The organism is Streptomyces sp. NBC_00090 (assembly GCF_045160815.1).
Taxonomy (GTDB): Bacteria; Actinomycetota; Actinomycetes; order Streptomycetales; family Streptomycetaceae; genus Streptomyces.
The window spans coordinates 8,316,236-8,341,652 of record NZ_CP108224.1 but is presented as its reverse complement, the minus strand read 5'-3'; the positions used below and the strand labels follow the sequence as shown (position 1 = coordinate 8,341,652).

Here is a 25,417-nt window from a genome sequence, read left to right as displayed (position 1 = left end):
TACGTCAATCGCGAAGGGTGTCGTGCACGACCTGCCCGTCCATGACGGTGAGGACGACGGGCATCTCCGGGATGTCGTGGGGGTCGGCGGTGAGCAGGTCCCCGTCGAGCACGCAGAGGTCGGCGACCTTGCCCGGCTCCAGGGAGCCCTTCCAGTCGTCGGCGAAGTCCTGCCAGGCCGCGTCGATCGTGTACGTACGAATCGCCTCGGCCAGGCCGATGCGCTGCTCGGGACCGCTGACCCGGCCGGCGGCCTTCGACTCGCGCAGCATCATGGTGGCGATTCCCTGGCGCCAGTCCGGGTACGTGACGGGGGCGTCGGAGCCGCTCGCGACCCGCACGCCCGCGTCGATGGCATCGCGGTAGGGCCATGCGTACGCGGCGCGTCCGGCGCCGACGAACTCCTCCTCCATGTCGGCGACGGTCCACTTGATGGTGGGGTTCATGTTGACGCCGAAGCCGTGCTCGGCCAGCACCTTCATGCTGTGCGGGGTGAGGAAGTCGCCGTGGATGACGTAGTGGCGGGCGTCCGACCTCGGGTGCTCGGCCATGGCCGCGGCGAAGGCGTCCGCGACGGTGTCGGCGGCCCGGTCGCCGGTGACGTGGACGCCCACCTGATGCCCGGCGGCGTGGGCGTGCCGGATGATGGAGCCGATCTCGGCGACCCGCTCGGCGTCGGTCTCGCCGCCGACGCACAGGGAGCCGCAGCCTCCGCCGATGTACGGCTCGTGCATCCAGGAGGTCTTGTTGGGGACGATGCCGTCGGCGAAGATCTTGACGCCGTGGATCGCGAGGCGGCGCGGATCGGCGTCGCCGCGATCGGCCGGATCACCGAGGGTGGTGAGGGTGCGGGCGAACTCCTCGGTGGTGCCGGCCATTCCGGTGGGCAGGAGCAGGACGCCGAGGCGGGCGGTCAGTTCGCCGTCGGCCAGCAGCCGCCGGTAGACGTCGAGGGTCTCCGCGCCGAGTGCGCCCCGCATGATGCCGTCGCCGCCGGGGCCGAGCCCGGGCTCGGTGTAGCTGGTGACGCCGAGCCGGGCGAGCGTGGCGAGGGTCGCCCGGATCGCGTCGGTCCGCTCCTGCCGGCCGAGCGGCGGCAGGGCGTTCTGTACGAGGGCCTGGGCGCCCTCGTGGAGCAGTCCGGTGGGCTCTCCCGCCTCGTCCACGACGATGGCCCCGCCGGGCGGCGCGACGGTGTCCCGGTCGATCCCGATGAGCTCCAGTGCCCGGGAGTTGACCCAGGTGGCGTGCCCGGAGAAGGAGTACAGGACGACGGGGTGGTCCGGGCTCACGGCGTCGAGGTCACTCCGCGAGGGCAGCCGGGCCGGATCGGAGACGCACTCGTCGAGGTAGCCGGTGTCCCAGCCGTGCCCCGTGATCCACTGCCCGTCCGGAACCCGCCCGACGGCCTCCCGTACCGCGGCGGCGACATCCGCGAGGGAGGTCACGACGGGGTGGCCGAGGTCGAGGGAGAGCGGCGGGGTCGCCATGCCGAAGGCGCACCCGTGCAGATGGGAGTCGTTGATCCCGGGAAGCAGCGTCGCCCCTCGCAGGTCGACGACGCGGGTGGCGGGTCCGACCAGCGGCGCCACGTCGTCCCGCCCGCCGACGGCGGTGATGACCCCGCCGGTCACGGCCAGGGCCGAGGCGACGGAGAACTCCGCGTCGACCGTGACCACCTGTCCGCCGAGAAACACCAGATCCGCATACGTGTCCACTGAAGTCCTTTCGGGAGTCGGGCGGACCAGGGCCGGCCGCCCGTGAACGATCTCCCGAGGACTATGTCGAGGCCCCCGCACCCCGCACATCGGTCATTCCACCGATACGCGCTCTCGCGGGCACACCGGTGCCGGACGGGTGAGAGCGCTTGACCTTGACACGGTGACAACGTCTTCACTGTGGCCGAGGAGGTGGTCCCGATGACCATGCCGAAAACGGCGACGGACACCATGCGTGCCCTTCAGGGGCTGGAGGACGGCAGCCCGTCGGTGCGACTGCGGGCGGCGCTGGCGGTGGGCACCGGCCCGGACCCGCTGTTCGTCGACCGGCTGATCGGACGATGCGCGATCGAGCCCGACTTCTCCGTCCGGGAGATGCTCACCTGGGCACTGATGCGCCACTCGCCGTCGGCGACGGTCCCCAAGCTCGTCGACGAACTCGGCTCGGAACATGCGCAGGCACGCAGCCAGGCGTTGCACACCCTGTCCAAGATCGGGGACGGCCGAGCGTGGCCGGCGATCACGCGGGCGCTGCTGACCGACGCCGACGACGAGGTGGCGAGGAGCGCCTGGCGGGCGGCGGTGGTACTGGTTCCCGAGGGGCGGGAAGCCGAGCTGGCCGGGGTGCTGGCGACGCAACTCGGGCGCGGCGGGCGTGAGATGCGGTTGAGCCTCAGCCGGGCTCTGATCGCGCTCGGTGAGGTGGCCGAGCCGACGCTGCGCGCCGCGACGACGGATCCCGACCCTCGCCGGCGTCAGCACGCCATCGCCACGGAACGGCTGTGGCGCGACCCGGATGCCGGATTCGATTTCGCGATCGAGGAGGCGAAGCGCATCGTAGCCCTGGGCACGAACGGCCAGGAGGGGTGACAGACGGTGTTGATCGGTGATGTGGCTCGGCGGTCCGGGGTCAGCGCCCGCATGCTCAGGCACTACGACGCGCTCGGCCTGGTGAGGCCGACGGGTCGTACCGACGGCGGGTATCGCGAGTACTCCGGGCAGGACATCCGGCGCATCTTCCACATCGAGAGCCTGCGGTCGCTGGGGCTGTCGCTGCGCGACGTCGGGCGCGCGCTCGACGATCCCGGCTTCGCGCCCTCGGAGCTCGTCGACGACCTCGTCGGCCGGACGCGGGAGCGCATCGCGGTCGAGACGGAGCTGCTCACGCGACTCCAGCGGATCGGAGCCGCGGAGCCCGCCGACTGGGAGGACGTCCTGCGGACGGTCGCTCTTCTCCAGGCCCTGGCGTCGAAGAGCGCCGGGACGCGCCAGCGCGCGGCGCTGTCCGCGGTGGAAGAGGTTCCGGTGCCGGTGGAAGCGCTGGTCGAGGCGGTGCTGAGCGAGACCGACCCGATCGTCGCCGGTGCGCTTCGATGGGCGCTGGCGCGGTTGGGCGAGGGTGGATTGGTCCTGCTGGCGGAGGGCCTGCGCTCGCCCTCGGCCGAGGTGCGGGAGCGTGCCGTCCGGTCCATCGCCGAGATCCCGGACGACGGGGCGACCGCCCTGTTGCGGGACGCCCTCGCGAACCCGGACACCGTGGTCCGCAGGCAGGCCGCTCTGACGCTCGGGGCCCGTGGGGTGGCCGACGCGGTCCCGACGCTCATCGACATGATCGTCGAGGCGGCGAACGACGTCGACGCGGCCGATGCGCTGGGTGTGCTGGCGAGCCGTGCCGCGTCGGCGGACCGGATCGCCGCCGGGCTCGTCGAGCGCCTCGCCCACGGCAGAGCCCATGCGTCCGCACGCCGACGACTCACCCAGGCCCTCGCGGACATCCCGGGAGCGACCGCGTCACGGGCCCTCGCGGATCTGTCGCACGACGAGGACCGTGCCGTCGCGTTGACCGCCGCGTACCTCCTCCGGATGCGCGACGCGCGATGACGGAGCCTTCCGGGGTTCACCGTCGGCACTGAAATCAGGCGTTTGTCCGGGACTCCGGTTCTCGGGCCGCTGCACCCGCCCCGGAGGGCGAGGCCTCCCGGTCGTGGCCGTCACCTCGTGACGCTTACTCGGGCTTACGGAAAGCACCCCCGAAGGATCGTTCCGTTCCGCAAGTAAACCTGTTCTGATCCAGCCAGGAGCAGTCGCGGGGTTGCCGGTCGTCCGTGGCGGGCAGGTTTGGAGAGCCGTAGGACGGGCAGCGTGATTCCCACCCCCTCTGGCATGCCGTCCGAATGCCTGCCCGAACTCCCGGCAGCGAGAAGGAGGTTGGTCCCATGACAGTGCGCGCCGTCGAGCTCCCCCAGCTGCGGATGCCCTATCCGCTGCGTGTGAATCCGTACCTGTCGGCCCTGCACGAGGAGAGCGAGGACTGGGCGCGCGAGATGGGCATGCTGGGCGGCGACAACGGGCGGTCGGCGCGCCGCGCGATATGGACCCGGTCCACGTTCCACGCCATGACCGTCGACCAGCTGACCGCCTGGACCCTTCCCGACGCCTCGCTCGCCGACCTCCGGCTCAACCACCGGTTCAACGTCTGGGCCCTGGCCTGGGACGACTACTTCGCCTCCGCCTTCAAGCAGACGGGTGACCTCCCCGGCGCGCTGGTCTTCACCGATCGGCTGCACGCCTTCCTCCGCCCGGAGTACGGCGCCCGGTTGCCGGAACCGACGAACGCCGTCGAGAGGGGGATCGCCGACCTGCAGCAGCGCCTCTTCCCTCCGCGACTCGCGCACTGGCGCCGCGAGTTCAACCGAGCCCTGGCGCGGTACATCGACGCGGGGGTCGAGGAACTGGCCAACAGTCGCAGCGGCCGTATCCCCCACCTGATCGACTACGCCCCGTTCCGACGGGAGAGCTTCGCCGCCTACACCGCCCCCTACTCCGTCGAGTTGGCCACCGGAGCGCGAATACCCGAGCAGATACGGCACTGCCGGACCGTGCGCGCCCTGCTCGACGCCTTCATGGACTTCATGGGACTGGCGAACGACATCGCCTCGTACGAGAGGGAGGTGCACGAGGAGCGCGATGTCAACAACCTCGTGCTGGTCGTCGGAACATCCCTGGGCATCAGTCTTCGCGACGCCGTGCCCGCCGCCCTCCACCTGGTGAACGCCCGGCTGCGCGACTTCGAGCACCTCCGGCAGAGCGAACTGCCGCTGCTCGTCCAGCGATCCGGGCTGCACCACGACGAGCGGGCCGAGCTGGAGACGTGGCTCCGGGGAGCCTGTGGTTTCCTCTCCGGCCTTCACGCCTGGTACACGGGAGCGCCGCGCTACGCCTCCTCGGACGTCTCGTTCCAGGAATGACGCCTGACCTCGGCACCGGGGGTGCCGGCCGAGCCCGGTCGGCACCCCCCTGCCGTTCACTCCTACCGCCTGCGCAGAAGGCGTCCGATGCGGGTACGCCACGAGACCCGGGGCTCGGGAACGCGCGCCGTCCCGGGGCCGGTCGCCGTCCTCGGCGGTGCCGTCGGCATCCCGTTGCTCTGGACGGGCGGCGCCGGAAGCGGGGCCGGGACGTCGAGGGCCTTGGGAGCGCGGGGGGCGAAGTTCACGGGCAGTGCCGTGAGATGCCGGGCCCAGGTGGAGGAACGCCAGGTGAGGCTCTCCTCGGGGACGGCCAGGGCGATGTCCGGAAGCCGGGTGAGCAGGATGTCGATACCGGCGTCGGCGATGATGCGGCCGATGTCCTGGCCGGGGCATTCGTGGGTACCGGCGCTGAAGGAGAGGTGCGCGCGGTTGTGGTGCACGGGCGTCGAGGAATCCGGGCGGATCGCCTTGTCGACGTTGCCGGCGGCCAGGCCGAGCAGGAGCATGTCCCCCGCCTTGATCTGCTGCCCGCCGAGGGTGGTGTCACCGTTGGCCCAGCGGCCGGGGCAGACCATCAGCGGCGGTTCGTCCCACAGGACCTGCTCCACGGCCTCGGGCAGGGTCATCTGGCCGCCGGCCAGCGAGCCGCGGAACCGGGGGTCGGTGACGACCATGCGGAGGACGTTGGACATCAGGTTGGCCGTCGTCTCGTAACCCGCGAGCAGGATGAGGCGCAGGTGGTGCTGGACCTCCTCGTCCGTGAGGTTGGCGGGGTGGGCCATCAGCGCGGAGGCGATGTCGTGCCCCGGGCGGGAGCGCTTGGCGACGACGAGCCTCTCGAGGCTCTCCAGCACGTAGGCGTTGCTGGCGAGCGACGTCTCGGTGGCCTTGAAGAGGTCGCGGGCGGCGTGCACGAGCCCGGGGCCGGCCTCCTCCGACATGCCGAGCAGGTGGGTGAGCGTGAGCATGGGCAGGTGCTCGGTGAACTGGCCGACCAGTTCCGCCTCGCCGCTCTCGCAGAACGTGTCGATGATCTGATGGGCGAAGCGGGTGATGTGGCGACGGATGCCCCGGTGGTCGAACTGGCTGAGGCCGGCCGTGACGGCACCGCGCAGCCGCTGGTGTTCCTCGCCGTCCGCGCAGACGCAGTCGGGACGCCAGCCGATCATCGGTACGAGCGGCGAGGTGGCGGGGTCGATCTCCCCGCTCCGCCAGCCGTGCCAGACGCGGGGGTCGCGGGAGAACTGGGTCGGGCGGCTGGCCACGTCACGGTTCTCCAGGTACCCCAGGACGAGCCAGGCGCGTACGTCGCCGTCGAGCAGTACGGGGGCCACCGGACCGTGGGCGGCGCGCAGTTCCTCGTACAGACCCATGGGGTCCGTCGACGCCGCGGGGCCGTAGAGCCGGGTCGCTCCACCGGTTCCCGTGGCGGTGTGGGCCGGGCAGCCCGGGGGCGGGGCCGCCCCGTGCTGCGCGGTGGCGTGTTCGGCGGGTGGGACGGTCATACGGTCTCCTGGGCGGCGGCGAGGGTGCACAGGTAGACCATCAGCGAGAGCAGGGCGTCGCGGCAGGACGCCCGGTCCCGTGCGTCACAGGCGACGATGGGCACGGATTCGCTGAGGGCCAGAGCAGTGCGCAGATCGGGTACGGGGTACTGCGGGGCCTCCGGGAAGGTGTTGACGGCCACGACGAACGGGACGCGGCGGTCCTCGAGACGGGTGATGACCTCGAAGCAGACTTCGATCCTGCGGGTGTCGACGAGGACCACGGCGCCGAGCGCGCCTTCGAAGATGCCGTTCCACAGGAACCAGAAGCGCTCTTGTCCCGGGGTCCCGAACAGATAGAGGATCAGCTCCCGGTTGATGCTGATCCGACCGAAGTCCATCGCGACGGTCGTGGTGTTCTTGCCTTCGGCGCCGGGGTTGTGGTCGATCCCGACGCCTGCCTGGGTCATGGTCTCTTCGGTGGTCAGGGGCGGGATCTCACTCACCGACCCGACCATGGTCGTCTTGCCGACGCCGAAGCCGCCGACGATCACGACCTTGACTCCCCTGGCGCCGTGGGGCAGCAGCATGTCGGTGCCAACTGGGCCGACATCAGGTGCGTCAGAGCTTGCGAAGTCCATGGATCACCGCCTCCAGTAGGCCGCGTTCGGGGTATGCCGCCACCGGCACGGGTGCGATGGCCTCGACCCGCTCGTCTTCGACGAGTTTGGACAGCAGTACGGTGACGACGCTGAACGGAAGACTGAGGTACGCCGAGAGCTCGGCCACCGAGAGCGGGTACGTGCACATCGTGAGAATGGCCGCCTGCTCGGGCTGCATCGCGGGTTCGGGTTCGGACCTCGTCGCGATCAGGGTGACCAGGTTGAAGGTCTTGGCCGAGGAACCCGGGCCACCGGTGATGACGTAGAGCGGAACGGGATTGCCCTCGTCCCAACGGTCCTGGTTCTCTGATGTCACATCGCCTGCCCGACGTCCTCACGAGGCGGGCTGGTCATGTGCTGACCGATGCGGACCACCAACGTGCGCATGCGGTCGCCCAGGAGTCCGGCGTCCACCTCCTGGTCGGCGAGGACCGCGAGATAGGCACCGGGGCCGGCCGCCATCAGCGAGAAGTACCCACCGTCCGCCTCGATCCCGACCATCCGCGTCGAGCCGTCCCCGAGCGGGAACATCTGCGCGATGGCCCTCGCCAGGCTCTGGATGCCGGAGCAGGCGGCGGCGATCGCGTCGGCGGTGTCGGGAGCCGTGTTCGCCTGCCCGATGCACAGGCCGTCGGACGAGAGGACGACCACGTGTCGCACGTACGGGACGCTGCCCACGAGCTCCGTGAGCATCCAGTCCATGTTGGGCAGTGGCTGCATGTTACTCAACCTCATCTGACGGCTCGCTGTGGGGAGTGGAAGGTTCGGCGACCGATCTCTTGTCGCCGTTGAACGCCTCCCACATCAGACCCGGCTGGCGGGGTGTGCCGGAGGTACCCCGGGAGGCGGCCGGAGCGGCCGGGGGCGTGGGAGTCGCCATGACGATCGGCGTCGGGACGGGTGACTCCCGTCGTCGTTGCGGAAGTCCGTTGGGGGTCTTCCTGACCTCGGCGGGCTCCGGCGCGGCATCGCGCACCATCACCGGCCTGGGCGGGGTCGGGCCACCCGCGCGCCTGCGGGCGGGCTGGGGGATCCGGATGACGGACGGCGGCACCGTGGTGATCAGACGCCGGGGGACGAGCACCACGGCCCGTACGCCTCCATAGGCGGAGGTGCGCAGGTCGACCTCGCAGCCGTGCTCGCGGGCCAGCCTGCTGACGACGGGCAGGCCGAGCTGTGTCACCTCGCCCAGGCTGGCCAGATGAATTCCCGTCAGCGCGTTCGCCATGACGCGTTCGACACGCTCCCGGACCTCCTCGGTGAGTCCGACGCCACGGTCCTCGATCTCGATCGCGATGCCGGAGGGCACCTCGCTCGCGGTCACCTCCACCGGGGCGTGCGGCGGCGAGAACGTCGTGGCGTTGTCGAGCAGCTCGGCGAGCAGGTGGATCAGCGGCTCGGCACCCGGGCCGATCACCGCCACCTCGGTCACCGACTGCAGCTTGACGCGGGGGAAGTCCACGATGCGGGACATGGCCCCGCGCAGGACGTCGTAGAGCGGGATCGCCTTCGACCACTGACGCCCGGGGCGAGCGTCGCCCAGGACGGCGATGCTGGCCGCGAGGCGGCCGATCAGGGCGTTCCGGTGGTCGATGTTCTGCAGACCGCGGGAGACCACGACATCGGTCCCGTGGAGGATCTGCATGGCGTGGAGGTCCTTGGCGAGCTGGTGCACGATCGCCTGGACCCGGCGCGCGACCGCTACCAGGGCCCGCTGGGAGGCGTCCCGTGTGTGCTCCTCGGCCTCGACGGCTTCCAGGAGCGTCTGCAGGGCCCCCTTGAGCGCTTCGGTGAACTCGCCGTCGAGGTGCTTCCCGAAGCTGACGGCCTGCAGGATCTCCGAGGCGGGGTCACCCTTCTGCAGCCGGGCGACGGCCGCGGGGAGGAGCTCCTCTGCGAGCCATACGGTGGTGGCCCGCTGATCGGCCAGGCGCCCAATCAGGGCGGCCTCGCGCTGCGCGTAGTACTCCTCCGCCTCGGCACTCGCCCGTGCCTGGCGGGCGGCTTCGGCCGATCGCAGCCGACGCACGGTCCCGGCCGAGGTGATGACCGTCAGGACGACCGCGGCAAGGCCGCACCAGACAACCGGTGTCCGTATCTGTGCAGGGGAGAAGAGCAGCGCTATCGCGGATGCTCCGGCCAGAACTCCGGGAGGGAGGAGCCATACCCGCGCGGCCGCGCTTGGCCGGGGTCTGGAAACTGAACCTGCACCAACCATCAAGGGTCCCTAAACAGTCTGAAATGAGCGGACTGAGGTGCTGTGATGCGCCGAGAGGAACGAGTCGGACCTCACTCGGGCACCTACGTGTGTTCCGATGAGGCCCGGCCGGGCCGCTTCGGGATCGCGCCGATGGTCGCTTCCCTCCGCAGCCGCGCTCCGTCCGCGCGCACCCAGCGGTCATGACTCGCTGTGAGCGCGTCGCAACACATCGGGGAGCATAGCCAGTTCGGGTTCGCCATGTGACTTTGCCGAAAGGACAGCCGCCACCGGTCACTCCGGGCCCATAAAACGACCAATCACCGCAGTGAAAGTGCAATGAACCGATCACATTCTGACGCCCGGGCATCGCTCCCAAGCCTCGGCAACACGCACGGGTTCGCGCCCGGTCGCGGGCCCGAACCCCTGGCGGCCGGCGGTTGCCGCGTACCGCGCCCGACCCTCCGGTGGCGCCGCGAGCGGCCCGGAGACACTCGAGTACATGTTGCAGTCCTCCACTCGGATGTAGTACTTCTTATACATGAGCGAGCAGGTGCACAACAGGCTGGCGGTAGTCCGCGCCGAGCGGAAGGTGTCTCGACAGGCACTGGCCGAGGCAGTGGGTGTCCACTACCAGACCATCGGCTACATCGAGCGCGGGCAGTACAACCCCAGCCTCGACCTGGCCCTGAAAGTGGCCCGGTTCTTCCAGCTCCCGGTGGAGGCGCTGTTCTCCCTGGAGCCGTTCCAGCCGCTCACCGACGAGGTCTACGGGAGGAAGCAGTGATGACCGCGACGCGCTACGACCGGCGGATGTACGCCGTGATGAACGACCGCCGGGCGGCTGCCGTCTACGCGACAGCGGGACGGCGCCGACTCCTGGTGGGGACCCACTTCGCGCTCACCGCCGTCGGGGTCGGCGCCTGGATCGGTACGGTCTTCGGGCCCGGACTCGGCCCGGCCGCCGCGATCGCCGTGGTGATGCTCCCGTGGGTCCTTCTCACCGGCATGCTCAACGGCTCCACGCGCGGGCTGCTGGAGCTGCGCGGCCGGATGCTCGACGAGCGGCAGCTCGTCGAGCGCGACCGGGTGCGGGCCCTGGCCCACCGCATCACCCTGTGGCTGCTCGTGGCCGGGGCGTTCGGCGCCGGCACGTACAGCGTCCTCACCGACGCGCCGCTCCAGGCGGCCGTCACCCCGCTCCTCGTCGGCGTGCTCGCCGCGCACTGGATGATGCCGCTGTGGGTGGCGGGGCTGCGGGTCCAGGACGATCCGGTCGACCTCGGCGACCTGGGCGAGGACTTCGGCGAATAGCAAACGCTTGCGCACGGATGCCGGCCGGCGGGGTGGGCGACGGGCGGTCGGGGGGTCGGTATCGCGGCGGGTCCGGCCTCCGATGGCTGGTACGGAGGGTCTTGCATGCGGATCGCGGATCGACGCAACTTTCTTGCGGAGTTTGCGATACTCTTGCGCTCATGACGCGACGACTTGCTCTGGTGGCCAAGAAGGTGGGAGTCAGCGAGGCCACGGTCAGCCGTGTCCTCAACGGCAAGCCCGGTGTCTCCGACGCGACGCGGCAGTCCGTCCTCACCGCGCTGGACGTGCTCGGCTACGAGCGGCCCACACAGTTGCGCGGGGAGCGCGCCCGCCTCGTCGGCCTCGTCCTGCCGGAGCTGCAGAACCCCATCTTCCCCGCGTTCGCCGAAGTCATCGGCGGGGCGCTCGCGCAGCAGGGGCTCACGCCCGTGCTGTGCACGCAGACCAAGGGGGGCGTCTCCGAGGCCGATTACGTGGACCTCCTCCTCCAGCAGCAGGTGTCCGGCGTCGTCTTCGCCGGCGGACTCTTCGCGCAGGCGGACGCGCCTCACGACCACTACCACCAGCTGGCCGAGCGCAACATCCCCGTCGTCCTCATCAACGCCTCCATCGAGGGACTCAACTTCCCCTGCGTCTCCTGCGACGACGCCGTCGCCGTCGAGCAGGCGTGGCGTCACCTCGCCTCCCTCGGGCACGAGCGGATCGGTCTCGTCCTCGGCCCCAGCGACCACGTCCCGTCGCGGCGCAAGCTCGACGCGGCCCGGGCCGTGGCGAAGGCGGCGGGCACGGAGCTGCCGGACGAGCACGTCGTACGGTCGATCTTCTCGCTCGAAGGCGGCCAGGCCGCCGCGAACCGTCTGCTGGAGCGGGGGGTCACCGGCATCCTGTGCGCCAGCGACCCGCTCGCCCTCGGCGCCATAAGGGCGGCGCGCAGGCGCGGGCTCTCGGTGCCGGCCCAGGTGTCGGTCGTCGGTTTCGACGACTCCGCCTTCATGAACTGCACCGAGCCGCCGCTCTCCACCGTGCGCCAGCCCATCGAGGCCATGGGGCGCGCGGCGGTCGAGCTGCTGTGCGCCCAGATCCAGGGCTCACAGGCGGACCCCGGTGAGCTCCTCTTCGAGCCCGAGCTCGTCGTGCGGGGGTCGACGGCTCCGCCGCCGCTCGACTGACCTCCCTTCCCCTCCTTCTTCCCGGCTCCGGCTCCGGGAGGCCCCACGGCCTCCCGGAGCCGGAGCCGTTTTCCGTGCACCCCAAGTGCGGTTTCTGTCGCGGCTGTTGACAAAGCGGTGACCTGATAGAAACCTGACACCCCGACGACGCAAAGGATTAACTGAAATGCTCAAGAAGTCGGTAGGACGTCGTCATTCATTGTCAGAGTCCTGCTGGGTTCCTGGCCAAGTCGCTGAACACGGAGCCGGGTCCCAGCACGTGGAGAGGCCCACATGAGAGGCAGAATCCTCAGCTGGCGGCTGACGGTCGGCATGCTGATAGCCGGACTGATCGCCGTCGGACTCCTTCCGGTCACCGCCTACGCGGCGGCCGGCCCGAACCTCGCCCTCGGCAGAACGGCGACCTCCGGAGGCGCCCACGGGGCGTATCCGGCGGGCAACGTCACCGACGGGAGCCAGCAGTCCTACTGGGAGGGCCCGGTCGGCTCGTTCCCCCAGTGGGTGCAGATCGACCTCGGCGCGGGAACCCGCGTCGACAGCGTCGTACTGAAGCTTCCGACCACGTGGGAGGCGCGTACACAGACCGTCGCCGTGCTCGGCAGCACCGACGGCAGCGCCTTCACCACCCTCGTCGCGCCCCAGGCCCGCGCCTTCGACCCCTCCGCCGCGAACGCCGTCACCCTCGGCGTCACCTCCGCCACCACCCGGTACCTCCGGATCCAGGTGACGGCGAACTCCGGCTGGAACGCGGCCCAGTTCTCCGAGGTGGAGGTCTACGGCGAGAGCGGCGAGGACCCGGTCGACCCGCCGACCCGGGGAACCAACCTGGCCCGCAACAAGCCCATCGAGGCGACGTCCACGACACAGACCTACGTCGCCGCCAACGCCAACGACGACAGCACCGCCAGCTACTGGGAGTCCGCAGGCTTCCCGTCCAGCCTGACGGTGAAGCTGGGCGCCGACGCCGACGTCGAGGCCGTGGTCGTCAAGCTCAACCCCGACCAGGCGTGGGGCCCCCGGACCCAGTCCGTCCAGGTCCTCGGGCGTGAGCAGGCCGCCTCCGGATTCACCTCGCTCAAGGCGCGGGCCGACTACGCGTTCAGCCCGTCCGCGGGGCAGAACTCGGTGACGATCCCGGTCACCGGACGCTACGCGGACCTGCGACTGACCTTCTTCTCCAACACCGGCGCCCCCGGCGCCCAGGTGGCGGAGTTCCAGGTCGTGGGCGCGGCCGCGCCCAACCCCGACCTCACCGTCACCGACCTGACCTGGGCGCCGTCCTCCCCCTCCGAGACGGACGCCGTGACGGTCAACGCCACCGTGCGCAACGCCGGTTCGGCCGCCGCCGCCGCGACCACCGTCGAGGTGAGTCTGGAGGGCGCCGTCGCCGGCTCCGCCCCGGTCGCGGCCCTCGCCGCCGGCGCCTCGGCGACCGTACCCGTCACCGTGGGCAAGCGCCCCATGGGCTCGTACACCGTCTCGGCCGTCGTCGACCCGACCGACACCGTCGCGGAGCAGGACAACGGCAACAACAGCCGTACGGCCTCCGCGAAGCTCGTCGTCGGCCAGAGCCCGGGCCCCGACCTGCGGGTCACCGGGATCTCCACCAACCCGAGCAGCCCCGCCGTCGGCTCCGCCGTCTCCTTCACCGTGGCGGTCGAGAACCGCGGCACCGCCGGTGTCGCCGCCGGGACGGTGACCCGGCTGACCGCCGGCACCACCACCCTCAACGGCACCGCGGGGGCGATCGCGGCGGGACAGACCGTGAACGTGGCGATCTCCGGCAGCTGGACGGCCACGACCGGCGGCGCCACGCTCACCGCGACCGCCGACGCCACCGGCGCCGTCGCCGAGACCGACGAGAACAACAACGTCTTCGCCCGCTCGCTCGTCGTGGGCCGCGGCGCGGCCGTGCCCTACACCGAGTACGAGGCGGAGGACGCCCGCTACCAGGGCACCCTGCTCACCGCCGACCAGAAGCGGACCTTCGGTCACACCAACTTCGCCACCGAGTCCTCCGGCCGCAAGTCGGTGCGCCTCAACTCCACCGGCGAGTACGTCGAGTTCACCTCCACCAACCCGTCCAACTCCATCGTCGTGCGCAACTCGATCCCGGACGCCGCGGCCGGCGGCGGCGCGGAGGCGACGATCAGCCTCTACGCGAACGGCGTCTTCGTCCGGAAGCTGGCCCTGTCGTCCAAGCACGGCTGGCTCTACGGCAGCACCGACGACCCGGAGGGGCTCACCAACCGGCCCGGCGGTGACGCCCGGCGCCTGTTCGACGAGTCCCACGCCCTGCTGGCGCAGTCGTACCCGGCCGGCACGAAGTTCCGGCTCCAGCGCGACGCCGACGACCGGGCCTCCTTCTACATCGTCGACCTGATCGACCTGGAGCAGGTGGCGCCCCCGGCCGCGAAGCCGGCGAACTGCGCCTCCATCACCGAGTACGGCGCCGTGCCCAACGACGGCATCGACGACACCGACGCCATCCAGCGCGCCGTCACCGCCGACCAGAACGGCCAGATCGCCTGTGTGTGGATCCCGGCCGGCCAGTGGCGCCAGGAGCAGAAGATCCTCACCGACGACCCGCTGAACCGCGGGCAGTTCAACCAGGTCGGCATCCGGGACGTCACGATCCGGGGCGCGGGCATGTGGCACGCGCAGCTGTACACCCTCACCCCGCCGCACGAGGCGGGCGGCATCAACCACCCGCACGAGGGCAACTTCGGCTTCGACATCGACCACAACACGCAGATCTCGGACATCGCCATCTTCGGGTCGGGCACGATCCGCGGCGGCGACGGCAACGCCGAGGGAGGTGTCGGCCTCAACGGCCGCTTCGGCAAGGGCACGAAGATCAGCAACGTCTGGATCGAGCACGCCAACGTCGGTGTCTGGGCCGGCCGCGACTACTCGAACCTCCCCGAGCTCTGGGGTCCGGGCGACGGCCTCGAGTTCAGCGGCATGCGCGTCCGCAACACCTACGCCGACGGCGTCAACTTCGCCAACGGCACCCGCAACTCGACCGTCTTCAACTCCTCCTTCCGCAACACGGGTGACGACGCCCTGGCCGTCTGGGCCAGCAAGTACGTCAAGGACACCTCGGTGGACGTCGGCCACGACAACCACTTCCGCAACAACACCATCCAGCTGCCGTGGCGCGCCAACGGCATCGCGGTGTACGGCGGTTACGGGAACACCATCGAGAACAACATCATCTCCGACACCATGAACTACCCGGGGATCATGCTGGCGACCGACCACGACCCGCTGCCCTTCTCCGGGCAGACCCTCATCTCCAACAACGCCCTGCACCGCACCGGTGGCGCGTTCTGGAACGAGGACCAGGAGTTCGGGGCCATCACGCTCTTCGCGCAGGGCCAGCCCATCCCCGGCGTCACCATCCGGGACACCGACATCCACGACTCGACGTACGACGGCATCCAGTTCAAGACGGGTGGCGGCGAGATGCCGGACGTGAGGATCACCAACGTCCGCATCGACAAGTCGGTCAACGGCTCCGGCATCCTCGCGATGAGCGGCGCCCGCGGCAGCGCGACGCTGACGGGCGTGACCATCACCGACTCGGCCGAGGGCAATGTCCTCATCGAGCCCGGTTCGCAGTTCGTGGTCAACGGGACCGGCTGACACACCCCACCGCACCGGCACGGCGGTCCGCTCCGGCGGACCGCCGTCGCAGGAACGCGCCCCCGCGCGTCCACCCCTCCCCACAGTCCCCCTGAGCCGCGCCTCGCCGCCGTCGGGCGCGAGGCCGAGATAGAGGACAGATGACCATCCCCAACTGGAGATCACGATGCCTGAGCGCCGCGATCGCGACCAGCCTGCTGGCCCTCGGCGGTCCGCTGATGACCGCCGAGGCTGCGGGCGGCCCGAACATCGCGCTGGGCGACGCCGCCGCGGCCAGCAGCGCCCATGCCGAGTACGGCGCCGCCCGGATCACCGACGGCGACCAAGGCTCGTACTGGCAGAGCTCCGGCAGCACCCTGCCGCAGTGGGTCCAGGCCGACCTCGGCACCACGACCCGCGTGGACGAGGTCGTGCTGAAACTGCCCGCCGGCTGGGAGAGCCGCAACCAGACGCTCTCCGTCCAGGGCAGCGCCGACGGCACCAGCTTCACCACCCTGAAGAGCTCCGCCGCCTACACCTTCAGCCCGGGCGCGGCCAACACGGTGACGGTGAGCTTCCCCGCCTCCCAGGCCCGGTTCGTACGGGTCGACATCACCGCCAACAGCGGGTGGCAGGCCGCCCAGCTCTCCGAGCTGGAGGTGCACGCCGCCGACGGGTCCTCCGTCAACCTCGCGAGCGGCCGCACCCTGACCGCGAGCAGCCACACCGAGGTGTACGTGGCGGCCAACGGGAACGACGGCAACCGGGCCACCTACTGGGAGAGCGCCAACAACGCCCTCCCCCAGTGGATCCAGGCCGACCTGGGCTCCGCCGTCCGCGTCGACCGGGTCGTGCTGCGGCTGCCCGACGGCTGGGGGGCCCGCAGCCAGACCCTCAAGATCCAGGGCAGCACGAACGGCACCGCCTTCACCGACCTGACCGCCGCCCAGGCGTACACCTTCGACGCCGCCGGCGGCCGGTCCGCGACGATCACCTTCGACGCGGCCACCACCCGGTACGTCCGCGTCCTGGTCACGGCGAACAGCGTCCAGCCCGCCGCCCAGGTGTCCGAGCTGGAGGTCTACGGCCCGCAGACCGGGGACACGCAGGCGCCGACCGCGCCCTCGAACCTGGCCCTCACCCAGCCGGCCACGGACCAGGTCAGGCTCGTCTGGAACGCCGCCACCGACAACGTCGGCGTGACCGGCTACGACGTGTACGCCAACGGCTCCCTGCTGACCAGCGTCGACGGTAACGTCACCACCTTCACCGACACCCGGCCGGCGAACCAGACGCTGACCTATCTCGTCCGTGCCAAGGACGCGGCCGGCAACCAGTCCGCCGCCGGCAACTCCGTCACCCGGACCGGCGACACCGGGGACACCCAGGCGCCCACCGCACCGGCGGACCTCGCGTTCACCGAGCCCGCCTCCGGCCAGGTCAAGCTGGTCTGGAACGCCTCGTCGGACAACACCGGCGTCACCGGCTACGACGTCTACGCCGACAACACCCTGCGGGGCAGCGTGGTCGGCGACGTCACCACGTACACCGACACCCAGCCGGCCTCCGCCACCGTCACGTACCACGTACGTGCCAAGGACGCGGCGGGCAACCGGTCGGCCAACAGCAACACGGTGACCCGGAACGGCTCCGGCGGCACGGGGTCCAACCTCGCCGTCGGCAAGGAGATCAGCGCTTCCTCCACGGTCCACACCTTCGTCGCGGCGAACGCCAACGACAACAGCACGAGCACCTACTGGGAGGGCGCGGGCGGCAGCTACCCGAACACGCTCACCGTCAAGCTGGGCTCCAACGCCGACGTCGGCAGCCTCGTCCTCAAGCTCAACCCGGACTCGTCGTGGGCCACCCGCGGCCAGACCGTCGAGGTCCTCGGGCGCGAGCAGAGCGCGTCCGGCTTCGGCAGCCTGGTCGCGGCGAAGAGCTACACCTTCGACCCGGCGAACGGCAACACCGTCACGATCCCCGTCTCGGCCCGCGTCGCCGACGTCCAGCTGCGGTTCACCGCCAACTCCGGTTCAGCGGCCGGTCAGCTCGCCGAGTTCCAGGTCGTCGGCGTCGCCGCGCCCAACCCGAACCTGGAGGTCACCGGGCTCACGACCACGCCCGCCGCGCCGGTCGAGTCCGACCCGATCACGGTGAGCGCCACCGTCCGCAACAGCGGCCCGGCGGCCGCACCGGCGAGCGCCGTCGCGCTGCGCCTCGGTGGTACGAAGGTCGCCACCGTCCCGGTGGGCGCCCTGGCCGCCGGCGCGGAGACCACGGTCAGCGCCTCCATCGGCGCCCGCGACGCCGGCTCGTACCAGCTGAGCGCCGTCGCCGACGAGGCGAACGCCGTCATCGAGCAGAACGAGTCCGACAACACCTTCACCAGCGCCATCGCACTGGTGGTGAAGCCGGTCGCAAGCTCGGACCTGCTCGCCGCGTCCGTGACGACCTCGCCGTCCTCCCCGGCGGCCGGGGACACGGTCACCTTCAAGGTGGCGGTGAGGAACCAGGGGACCCAGGCGAGCGCCGCGGGGAGCCACGGCGTCACGCTCTCGCTGGTCAACTCCCAGGGCACCACGGTCAAGACGCTGACGGGCGCGCACACCGGTGTCCTCGCCGCCGGCGCCACGGCGGAGGTGACCCTCGGTCCCTGGACCGCGGCCAACGGCTCGTACACGGTGAGGACGGTCGTCGCGGACGACGCCAACGAGCTGCCGGTGAAGCGGGAGAACAACGCCGCCGCCCAGCCGCTCTTCGTCGGACGCGGCGCGAACATGCCGTACGACATGTACGAGGCGGAGGACGGCGTCACCGGTGGCGGTGCCCAGGTCGTGGGCCCGAACCGGACCGTCGGCGACATCGCGGGCGAGGCCTCCGGCCGCAAGGCCGTGAGCCTGGACGCGACGGGCGAGTACGTCGAGTTCACCGCCCGGCGCTCGACCAACACCCTGGTGACCCGTTTCTCGATACCGGACGCGCCGGGCGGCGGGGGCCTCGACTCCACGATCAACGTGTACGTCGACGGCGTCCTGAAGAAGGCGATGCCGCTGACCTCGAAGTACGCCTGGCTGTACGGCTCCGAGACCGCGCCGGGCAACTCGCCGGGGGCGGGCGGGCCGCGCCACATCTACGACGAGGCGCACCTGCTGCTCGGCGAGACGATCCCGGCGGGCGCGAGGATCCGGCTGCAGAAGGACTCCGCGAACACCTCCACGTACGCGATCGACTTCGTGAACCTGGAGCAGGTCGCCCCGGTGGCGAACCCCGATCCGGCGACGTACGCCGTGCCGGCCGGCTTCGGCCACCAGGACGTGCAGAACGCGCTCGACCGGGTGCGGATGGACAGCACGGGCACGCTGGTCGGTGTCTACCTGCCGCCGGGCGACTACCAGACGGCGAGCAAGTTCCAGGTGTACGGCAAGCCCGTCAAGGTGGTCGGCGCGGGTCCCTGGTACACGAAGTTCCACGCGCCTTCGACGCAGGACAACACCGACGTCGGCTTCCGGGCCGAGGCGGCGGCGAAGGGCTCGCTCTTCAAGGGCTTCGCGTACTTCGGCAACTACACCTCGCGCATCGACGGTCCGGGCAAGGTGTTCGACTTCGCCAACGTGTCGGACATCGTGATCGACGACATCTGGAACGAGCACATGGTCTGCCTGTACTGGGGAGCCAACACGGACCGGATCACGATCAAGAACTCCCGGATCCGCAACCTGTTCGCCGACGGCATCAACATGACCAACGGCTCCACGGACAACCTCGTCACCAACAACGACGCCCGGGCGACCGGCGACGACAGCTTCGCGCTGTTCTCGGCGATCGACGCCGGCGGCGCGGACATGAAGAACAACGTCTACGAGAACCTGACCTCGACGCTGACCTGGCGGGCCGCGGGCGTGGCGGTCTACGGCGGCTACGACAACGTCTTCCGCAACATCCACATCGCCGACACGCTCGTCTACTCGGGGATCACCATCTCGTCGCTGGACTTCGGCTACCCGATGAACGGCTTCGGGACCTCGCCCACGACGTTCGAGAACATCTCGATCGTGCGGGCAGGCGGGCACTTCTGGGGCTCGCAGACCTTCCCCGGCATCTGGGTGTTCTCCGCCTCTAAGGTCTTCCAGGGGATCCGGGTGAACCATGTGGACATCGTGGATCCGACGTACAGCGGCGTGATGTTCCAGACGAACTACGTGGGCGGCCAGCCGCAGTTCCCGATCAAGGACACCGTCTTCACGGACGTCTCGATCACGGGGGCGCGCAAGAGCGGTGACGCGTTCGACGCCAGGTCGGGCTTCGGTCTCTGGGCCAACGAGATGCCCGAGTCGGGGCAGGGTCCCGCCGTCGGGGAGGTGACGTTCAACGGCCTGGAGCTGAGCAACAACGCGGTGGACGTCCGTAACACGACATCCACCTTCAAGATCGACATCAACCCGTAAGGGATTTCCGCGGCCATCCGCGGGACCGCACGGAGGGAGCCGGCGAGGCCGGTGCAGGCGGCTTGCAGCCGTCTGCACCGGCCTTGCGCGCGTTTCCTCCACCCAGGAGGGGAGTTCACCCCTCCTGGGGGCTCCTGACGGCCCCACAGGGGCGCCGGGAGAGCCGCAGGGGAAGGCCGCCGCGCGTGTCAACTGTCCGCCACGCAGGCGGACTCCTCGCCGTCCTGCTTCTTTCTGTCAGACAATTTCAAAACGTGCGCGATATCTTGCGTTCACTTGTCGGGGGTGGTTGAGTGTGCCGCGCCCCACAACGCACCGGCGGTGGGGACCTCCACGTTCATGGCCCGAAGGGGACCACTCATGAGAAGTGCCCGGTTCCGCCGTACCCGCCGCGTCAGCGCGGTCACCCTCGTCTCCGCGCTCACGCTCACCGCTCTCGCCGCCTGCGGTACGAGCAGCAGCGACAACGGCAGCGGTGGTTCCGAGGGCGGTGGGTCGTCCGACCCCACCACCCCGCTGGACCCGAAGACCAAGGTGACGCTGACGATCGACTGCATGCCCCCCGCGGCGAAGGCGGCCGAGCTCAAGGAGTGGAAGGCGGACGTCGCCGAGTTCAACAAGACGTACCCGAACGTCACCATCGAGGGCCGCTCCACCCCCGGCCAGTGTCTGGAGCCGCCCCGCTTCACCGCGATGCTCAAGGCGAAGTCGCAACCGGACGTGTTCTACACGTACTTCACCGACCTCGCGCAGGTGCTCTCCGAGGACGGGGCCGCGGACATCACCGCGTACGTCAACGACAAGAGCGTCCCGCTCCTCAAGGACATCGACCCGAACGTCCTCGGCTCCCTCAAGCAGGACGGCAAGCTCTACGGTCTGCCCACCAGCAACTACACCATGGGCCTCCTCATCAACCGCAAGCTCTTCCAGCAGGCGGGCCTCGACCCCGACGCCCCTCCGCGCACCTGGGCGGAGGTCCGGGCCGCCGCCAAGAAGATCGCGGGCCTCGGCGAGGGCATCTCCGGCTTCGGCGAGTACAGCGCCGGCAACACCGGCGGCTGGCACTTCACCGCGCAGATGTACAGCGTCGGCGGTGACGTCGTCGACGCGAGCGGCAGGAAGGCCGCGTTCAACAACGACCTCGGCAAGCAGGTCGCCAAGAACCTCCACGCGATGCGCTGGGAGGACGACAGCATGGGCAAGACCCAGCTGCTCAAGTGGGGCGACCTGCAGAAGCAGATAGCCACCGACAAGCTCGGCATGTTCCTCGCCGCGCCCGACGACATCGCGTACATGGTCCAGCAACTCGGCGCGAAGTACGAGAACTTCGGCATGGGCCCGATCCCCGGCGCGAAGAACACCCTCGCGGGCGGCAACAACTACATGGTCAAGAAGGGGATCTCCGGCGACAGGATCAAGGCCGCGGTCGCCTGGCTCAACTTCAAGAACCTCACCGTCGGCAAGGGACAGTTCGACTGGGCCCGCACCAAGCAGGACGGTCTGCCCGTCGGCGTCCCGCAGCCCAACTTCTGGCTGAACGCGTCCAAGACGACGGACGACGCCTCGCGGATCCAGAACGCCACCATGCCGGTCGCCAACTTCAAGGCGTTCATGGACGCCCCGGTCGCCGGCAAGGCCGAGCCGCCGAAGGCGCAGGAGGTCTACAAGGTCCTCGACAACGTCATGTCGGGCCTCCTCACCAACAAGGACGCCGACATCGACAAGCTCCTCTCCACCGCCGAGGCGCAGGTCAACCAGGTCCTCGCCAACCAGTGACGGCAGCCCGGCGGGGGCGGACCGTCCCGCCGCCCCCGCCGGGAACCACCCCTCGACAGGACGACAACCCGGCAGACCAGCACCAAGGAGCGACGATGTCGGCCCCCAGCCTCACCCCGAGCAAGGCGGGTTCCCCCCGCCCCTCCCCGCCGCGGACGGCGGGACCCGTACCCCCCGGTGGCCGCTTCGCCAAGAGCCTGCGGCGCAACCTCACCGCCCACGGCTTCCTCATCGGCGCCGTCCTCTGTTTCGCGGTGTTCTCCTGGTACCCGATGGTCCGGGAGTTCTTCCTTGCCTTCCAGAAGACCGAGAGCGGCCAGACCTCCTGGGTCGGCTTCGACAACCTGGTCACGGTCGTCAACGACCCCGCCTTCTGGCAGGCCTGGCGGAACACGCTGCTGTTCACCGCGCTGGCGCTGGTCTTCGGCTTCGCCGTCCCCTTCGTCGTCGCCCTGGTCATCAACGAGTTCCACCACGGCCAGGGCTACCTCCGGCTCCTCGTCTACCTGCCCGTGATGCTCCCGCCGGTCGCCTCGGTCCTCCTCTTCAAGTACCTCTACGACCCGGGCTACGGCCTGCTCAACGAGCTGTTCGCCGTCCTCCACCTACCCGAACAGCAGTGGCTCCAGGATCCCGACCTGTCGATGCTCTCCGTCGTCATCGCCTCGACCTGGATGAACATGGGCGGCGCCACGCTGATCTACCTCGCGGCCCTCCAGAGCATCCCCGGGGAGCTGTACGAGGCGGCCGAACTCGACGGAGCCGGCCTGCTGCGCAAGGTCTGGCACGTCACCATCCCGCAGACCCGGCTCATCCTCTCGCTGATGCTGCTCATGCAGGTCATCGCGACCATGCAGGTGTTCGTCGAGCCGTTCCTGCTCACCGGCGGCGCCGGCCCCGAGGGATCGACCACGACCGTCGTCTACCTGATCTACCAGTACGCCTTCAACTTCAACAACTACGGTGCCGCGGCGGCGCTCGGCCTGCTCCTCCTCGTACTCCTGGCCGGATTCTCGGCGGCGTACGTGAAGCTCAGCCGTGCCGAGGACGAGTAGGACCGGGGAGACCAGCATGTCCACACGCACACTCATCTCGCCCGCGCAGCTCGCCCGCCCCCGCGGGAGGGCCGTCTACCGGATCGTCTTCGCCGTGGTCGTCGGAGGGTTCACCCTGGCCTTCCTCGGCCCCCTCTACTGGCTGGTGTCCAGCGGCTTCAAGGACGCCCAGGAAGTGATCCAGACGCCGCCGACCCTGGTCCCCGGGAGCTTCACCCCGGAGAACTACACGCGGGCCTGGGAGGTCATGGACCTCGCCACCCTGCTCTTCAACACCCTCTACTACGCGTTCGGCGCCCTCGCCTTCCAGCTCGTCCTGGACGTGGCGGCCGCCTACTCGCTCTCCAAACTGCGGCCCGTGCTCGGCAAGGCCGTCCTCGGCATGATGCTGGCCACCCTGATGATCCCGGCCACCGTCCTCGTCGTGCCGCAGTACCTCACCGTGCTCGACGTCCCGATCGTGGAGCGCAACCTCCTCAACACCCCCTGGGCGATCTGGCTCCCGTCCGTCACCAACGCCTTCAACATCTTCCTGCTCAAGCGCTTCTTCGACTCCATCCCGAAGGAGCTCCTGGACGCGGCGTCCATGGACGGCGCCTCCCCCGTACGGATCCTCTGGTCGATCGTGCTGCCCATCTCGCGGCCGATCCTGGGCGTGGTGTCGATCTTCGCCGTCGTGGGGGTCTGGAAGGACTTCCTCTGGCCGATGCTGACGCTGCCCGACCCGTCCGTGCAGACGCTCAACGTCGGCATCTACTCGCTCTCCAACGGCGTCCCGGTGAACGTGCTGATCGCCGCCCTGACCATCGCGTCCGTACCGACCCTCCTCATCTTCCTGGTCTTCCAGCGCAACATCATGAGCGGCCTCACCGCCGGCGGGCTCAAGGGCTGACCGGGCGGACCCCGCCCCGGCCGCACCCGCCTCCGCACCCCGAATCCCTCGTCGCCGGCCCGACCACCCGCCCCGCAGCGAACGGGCCGGCGACGAGGAAACCCGACCTGCCCGAAAGGACCGTCACGTGGCAGCCCCTCACTCGCATCGCACCGACGACTGGTGGCGCGACGCCGTCATCTACCAGGTGTACCCCCGCAGTTTCGCCGACGGCGACGGCGACGGCACCGGGGACCTCGCGGGCGTCCGGGCGAGACTGCCCTACCTCGCCGAACTGGGCGTCGACGCGGTCTGGTTCACCCCCTGGTACCTCTCCCCGCTGGTGGACGGCGGCTACGACGTCGCCGACTACCGCACCATCGACCCCGCCTTCGGCACCCTCGCCGAGGCCGAGAAGCTGATCGCCGAAGCCCGTGCACTGGGCATCCGGGTGATCGTCGACATCGTCCCCAACCACGTCTCCGACCAGCACGCGTGGTTCCGCGCCGCCGTCGCCGCCGGTCCCGGCAGCCCCGAGCGCGAGCTCTTCCACTTCCGTCCCGGCCGCGGCGAGAACGGCGAACTCCCGCCCAACGACTGGCCGTCGCAGTTCTCGGGGCGCACCTGGACCCGCGTCCCGGACGGCGAGTGGTACCTCCACCTCTTCACCCCGGAGCAGCCCGACCTCAACTGGGCCCACCCCGCCGTCCGGCGCGAGCACGAGGACGTGCTCCGCTTCTGGTTCGAGCGGGGCGTCGCCGGCGTACGGATCGACTCGGCGGCGCTGCTCGCCAAGGACCCGGCGCTCGCCGACTTCGTCGAGGGCGTCGACCCCCACCCGTACATCGACCAGGACGAACTCCACGACATCTACCGCTCCTGGCGGGCGATAGCCGACGAGTACGGCGGCGTGTTCGTCGGTGAGGTCTGGCTGCCGGACTCCGAGCGCTTCGCCCGCTACCTGCGCCCCGACGAGCTGCACACCGCCTTCAACTTCAACTTCCTCTCCTGCCCCTGGGAGGCGGACCGGCTCCGCCGCACCATCGACGACACCCTCGCCGAGCACGCCCCCGTCGGCGCCCCCGCGACCTGGGTGCTCTGCAACCACGACGTGACCCGCACCGCGACCCGGTACGGGCGTGAGGACACCGGCTTCGACTTCGCCACGAAGACCTTCGGCACCCCCACGGACCTCGGCCTCGGCACCCGGCGCGCCCGGGCCGCCGCGCTGCTGACCCTCGCCCTGCCCGGGTCGGTCTACCTCTACCAGGGCGAGGAGCTGGGCCTGCCCGAGGCCGAGATCCCGCTCGCCCGCATCCAGGACCCCATGCACGCCCGCTCCGGCGGCACCGACCCCGGCCGTGACGGCTGCCGCGTCCCGCTGCCGTGGGCCGGTGAGGCGCCCTGGTACGGCTTCGGCCCGGCCTCCGAGCCGTGGCTGCCCCAGCCCCGGGACTGGGCCCCGTACGCGGTGGACCGGCAGCGTACGGACCCCGGTTCGATGCTGGCGCTCTACCGCGAGGCCCTCCGGCAGCGCCGTACCGGTGCGGGCTTCGGCGACGGCCCGCTGACCTGGCTCCCCGCCGGGGAGGGTGTCCTCGCCTTCGCCCGCACACAGGGGCTGATGTGCGTCGTCAACCTCTCCGACGCGCCCGCCGGCCTTCCCCCGCACGAGCGGGTGCTCCTGACGAGCGGTCCGCTCGACGCGGAGGGCCGGCTGCCCGGGGACACGGCCGTGTGGCTCCGCGCCTGACCCCCGGCCGACGCCGTCGGCCCGCTCCGACGGGCCGGCAACGACGGCGGCCGGCTCGCCGGATGGCTCCTGCCCAACACCGTCACCTGC

At 70.3% G+C, this 25,417-nt stretch carries 18 protein-coding genes; 12 read left to right on the top strand and 6 right to left on the bottom strand.

Features of this window, described 5'->3' with window-relative positions:
• Nucleotides 1-4: 4 nt before the first annotated feature.
• Nucleotides 5-1,717 carry an amidohydrolase gene (locus OG361_RS37045; RefSeq protein WP_405860714.1) on the bottom strand — a complete coding sequence of 571 codons (1,713 nt, stop codon included), beginning with the start codon at nt 1,715-1,717 and terminating at the stop codon, nt 5-7.
• 201 nt (nt 1,718-1,918) lie between these two features.
• Between OG361_RS37045 and OG361_RS37040 the strand changes: the two genes are divergently transcribed.
• The 3 genes from OG361_RS37040 (at nt 1,919) to OG361_RS37030 (ending at nt 4,965) form a co-directional block, all read left to right on the top strand.
• Nucleotides 1,919-2,587, top strand: coding sequence for a HEAT repeat domain-containing protein (locus tag OG361_RS37040; protein WP_405860712.1), 669 nt, complete (start codon nt 1,919-1,921; stop codon nt 2,585-2,587).
• Between the two features lie 6 nt (nt 2,588-2,593).
• Nucleotides 2,594-3,598: a HEAT repeat domain-containing protein gene (locus tag OG361_RS37035; protein WP_405860710.1), complete on the top strand. Its 1,005-nt coding sequence runs from the start codon at nt 2,594-2,596 to the stop codon at nt 3,596-3,598.
• A 335-nt stretch (nt 3,599-3,933) separates the two neighbouring features.
• Nucleotides 3,934-4,965 (top strand): hypothetical protein, encoded by a 1,032-nt coding sequence (locus OG361_RS37030; protein WP_405860708.1) that lies wholly within the window; start codon nt 3,934-3,936, stop codon nt 4,963-4,965.
• Between the two features lie 62 nt (nt 4,966-5,027).
• On the opposite strand, the gene OG361_RS37025 is transcribed toward OG361_RS37030, so the two are convergent.
• The 5 genes from OG361_RS37025 to OG361_RS37005 are packed head-to-tail and all read right to left on the bottom strand — an operon-like array spanning nt 5,028 to nt 9,143.
• Nucleotides 5,028-6,473 (bottom strand): cytochrome P450, encoded by a 1,446-nt coding sequence (locus OG361_RS37025; RefSeq protein WP_405860706.1) that lies wholly within the window; start codon nt 6,471-6,473, stop codon nt 5,028-5,030.
• Nucleotides 6,470-7,093 carry a GTP-binding protein gene (locus OG361_RS37020; protein WP_405860704.1) on the bottom strand — a complete coding sequence of 208 codons (624 nt, stop codon included), beginning with the start codon at nt 7,091-7,093 and terminating at the stop codon, nt 6,470-6,472. The genes OG361_RS37025 and OG361_RS37020 overlap by 4 nt, the downstream gene beginning before the upstream one ends.
• Nucleotides 7,074-7,430 carry a DUF742 domain-containing protein gene (locus OG361_RS37015; protein WP_384576475.1) on the bottom strand — a complete coding sequence of 119 codons (357 nt, stop codon included), beginning with the start codon at nt 7,428-7,430 and terminating at the stop codon, nt 7,074-7,076. The genes OG361_RS37020 and OG361_RS37015 overlap by 20 nt, the downstream gene beginning before the upstream one ends.
• On the bottom strand, nt 7,427-7,834 hold the full coding sequence (locus tag OG361_RS37010) for a roadblock/LC7 domain-containing protein (RefSeq protein WP_384576478.1): 408 nt from the start codon (nt 7,832-7,834) through the stop codon (nt 7,427-7,429). Before OG361_RS37010 ends, OG361_RS37015 begins: the two co-directional genes overlap by 4 nt.
• Before the next feature lies 1 nt (nt 7,835).
• Entirely contained in the window at nt 7,836-9,143 is a 1,308-nt protein-coding gene (locus OG361_RS37005; protein ID WP_405860702.1) for an ATP-binding protein, read from the bottom strand.
• Between the two features lie 709 nt (nt 9,144-9,852).
• Here OG361_RS37005 and OG361_RS37000 point away from each other — a divergent pair.
• The 9 genes from OG361_RS37000 (at nt 9,853) to OG361_RS36960 (ending at nt 25,327) form a co-directional block, all read left to right on the top strand.
• On the top strand, nt 9,853-10,098 hold the full coding sequence (locus OG361_RS37000) for a helix-turn-helix transcriptional regulator (RefSeq protein ID WP_384576484.1): 246 nt from the start codon (nt 9,853-9,855) through the stop codon (nt 10,096-10,098).
• Nucleotides 10,098-10,625, top strand: a complete 528-nt coding sequence (locus OG361_RS36995; protein ID WP_405860699.1) for a hypothetical protein — start codon at nt 10,098-10,100, stop codon at nt 10,623-10,625. The genes OG361_RS37000 and OG361_RS36995 overlap by 1 nt, the downstream gene beginning before the upstream one ends.
• Before the next feature lie 161 nt (nt 10,626-10,786).
• Entirely contained in the window at nt 10,787-11,797 is a 1,011-nt protein-coding gene (locus OG361_RS36990; RefSeq protein WP_405860697.1) for a LacI family DNA-binding transcriptional regulator, read from the top strand.
• Between the two features lie 273 nt (nt 11,798-12,070).
• Nucleotides 12,071-15,445: a CARDB domain-containing protein gene (locus OG361_RS36985; protein WP_405860695.1), complete on the top strand. Its 3,375-nt coding sequence runs from the start codon at nt 12,071-12,073 to the stop codon at nt 15,443-15,445.
• Nucleotides 15,446-15,585: 140 nt separating this feature from the next.
• Nucleotides 15,586-19,872: a discoidin domain-containing protein gene (locus OG361_RS36980; RefSeq protein WP_405860693.1), complete on the top strand. Its 4,287-nt coding sequence runs from the start codon at nt 15,586-15,588 to the stop codon at nt 19,870-19,872.
• Between the two features lie 360 nt (nt 19,873-20,232).
• Complete coding sequence (locus OG361_RS36975) at nt 20,233-21,648, top strand: extracellular solute-binding protein (protein WP_405860691.1); 1,416 nt, start codon at nt 20,233-20,235, stop codon at nt 21,646-21,648.
• Nucleotides 21,649-21,743: 95 nt separating this feature from the next.
• Complete coding sequence (locus OG361_RS36970) at nt 21,744-22,703, top strand: carbohydrate ABC transporter permease (RefSeq protein ID WP_405860690.1); 960 nt, start codon at nt 21,744-21,746, stop codon at nt 22,701-22,703.
• A gap of 16 nt (nt 22,704-22,719) precedes the next feature.
• On the top strand, nt 22,720-23,595 hold the full coding sequence (locus OG361_RS36965) for a carbohydrate ABC transporter permease (RefSeq protein ID WP_405860688.1): 876 nt from the start codon (nt 22,720-22,722) through the stop codon (nt 23,593-23,595).
• Between the two features lie 127 nt (nt 23,596-23,722).
• On the top strand, nt 23,723-25,327 hold the full coding sequence (locus tag OG361_RS36960) for a glycoside hydrolase family 13 protein (RefSeq protein WP_405860686.1): 1,605 nt from the start codon (nt 23,723-23,725) through the stop codon (nt 25,325-25,327).
• Nucleotides 25,328-25,417: the final 90 nt, after the last annotated feature.

Bases quoted from the DNA above. Each gene is read 5' to 3' on its own strand.
- OG361_RS36980 (WP_405860693.1), top strand. From the start codon at position 15,586: ATGACCATCCCCAACTGGAGATCACGATGCCTGAGCGCCGCGATCGCG.
- OG361_RS37025 (WP_405860706.1), bottom strand. From the start codon at position 6,473: ATGACCGTCCCACCCGCCGAACACGCCACCGCGCAGCACGGGGCGGCC.
- OG361_RS37020 (WP_405860704.1), bottom strand. From the start codon at position 7,093: ATGGACTTCGCAAGCTCTGACGCACCTGATGTCGGCCCAGTTGGCACC.
- OG361_RS37000 (WP_384576484.1), top strand. From the start codon at position 9,853: ATGAGCGAGCAGGTGCACAACAGGCTGGCGGTAGTCCGCGCCGAGCGG.
- OG361_RS37010 (WP_384576478.1), bottom strand. From the start codon at position 7,834: ATGCAGCCACTGCCCAACATGGACTGGATGCTCACGGAGCTCGTGGGC.
- OG361_RS36985 (WP_405860695.1), top strand. From the start codon at position 12,071: ATGAGAGGCAGAATCCTCAGCTGGCGGCTGACGGTCGGCATGCTGATA.
- OG361_RS37030 (WP_405860708.1), top strand. From the start codon at position 3,934: ATGACAGTGCGCGCCGTCGAGCTCCCCCAGCTGCGGATGCCCTATCCG.
- OG361_RS37040 (WP_405860712.1), top strand. From the start codon at position 1,919: ATGACCATGCCGAAAACGGCGACGGACACCATGCGTGCCCTTCAGGGG.
- OG361_RS36995 (WP_405860699.1), top strand. From the start codon at position 10,098: ATGACCGCGACGCGCTACGACCGGCGGATGTACGCCGTGATGAACGAC.
- OG361_RS36990 (WP_405860697.1), top strand. From the start codon at position 10,787: ATGACGCGACGACTTGCTCTGGTGGCCAAGAAGGTGGGAGTCAGCGAG.
- OG361_RS36965 (WP_405860688.1), top strand. From the start codon at position 22,720: ATGTCCACACGCACACTCATCTCGCCCGCGCAGCTCGCCCGCCCCCGC.
- OG361_RS36975 (WP_405860691.1), top strand. From the start codon at position 20,233: ATGAGAAGTGCCCGGTTCCGCCGTACCCGCCGCGTCAGCGCGGTCACC.
- OG361_RS36970 (WP_405860690.1), top strand. From the start codon at position 21,744: ATGTCGGCCCCCAGCCTCACCCCGAGCAAGGCGGGTTCCCCCCGCCCC.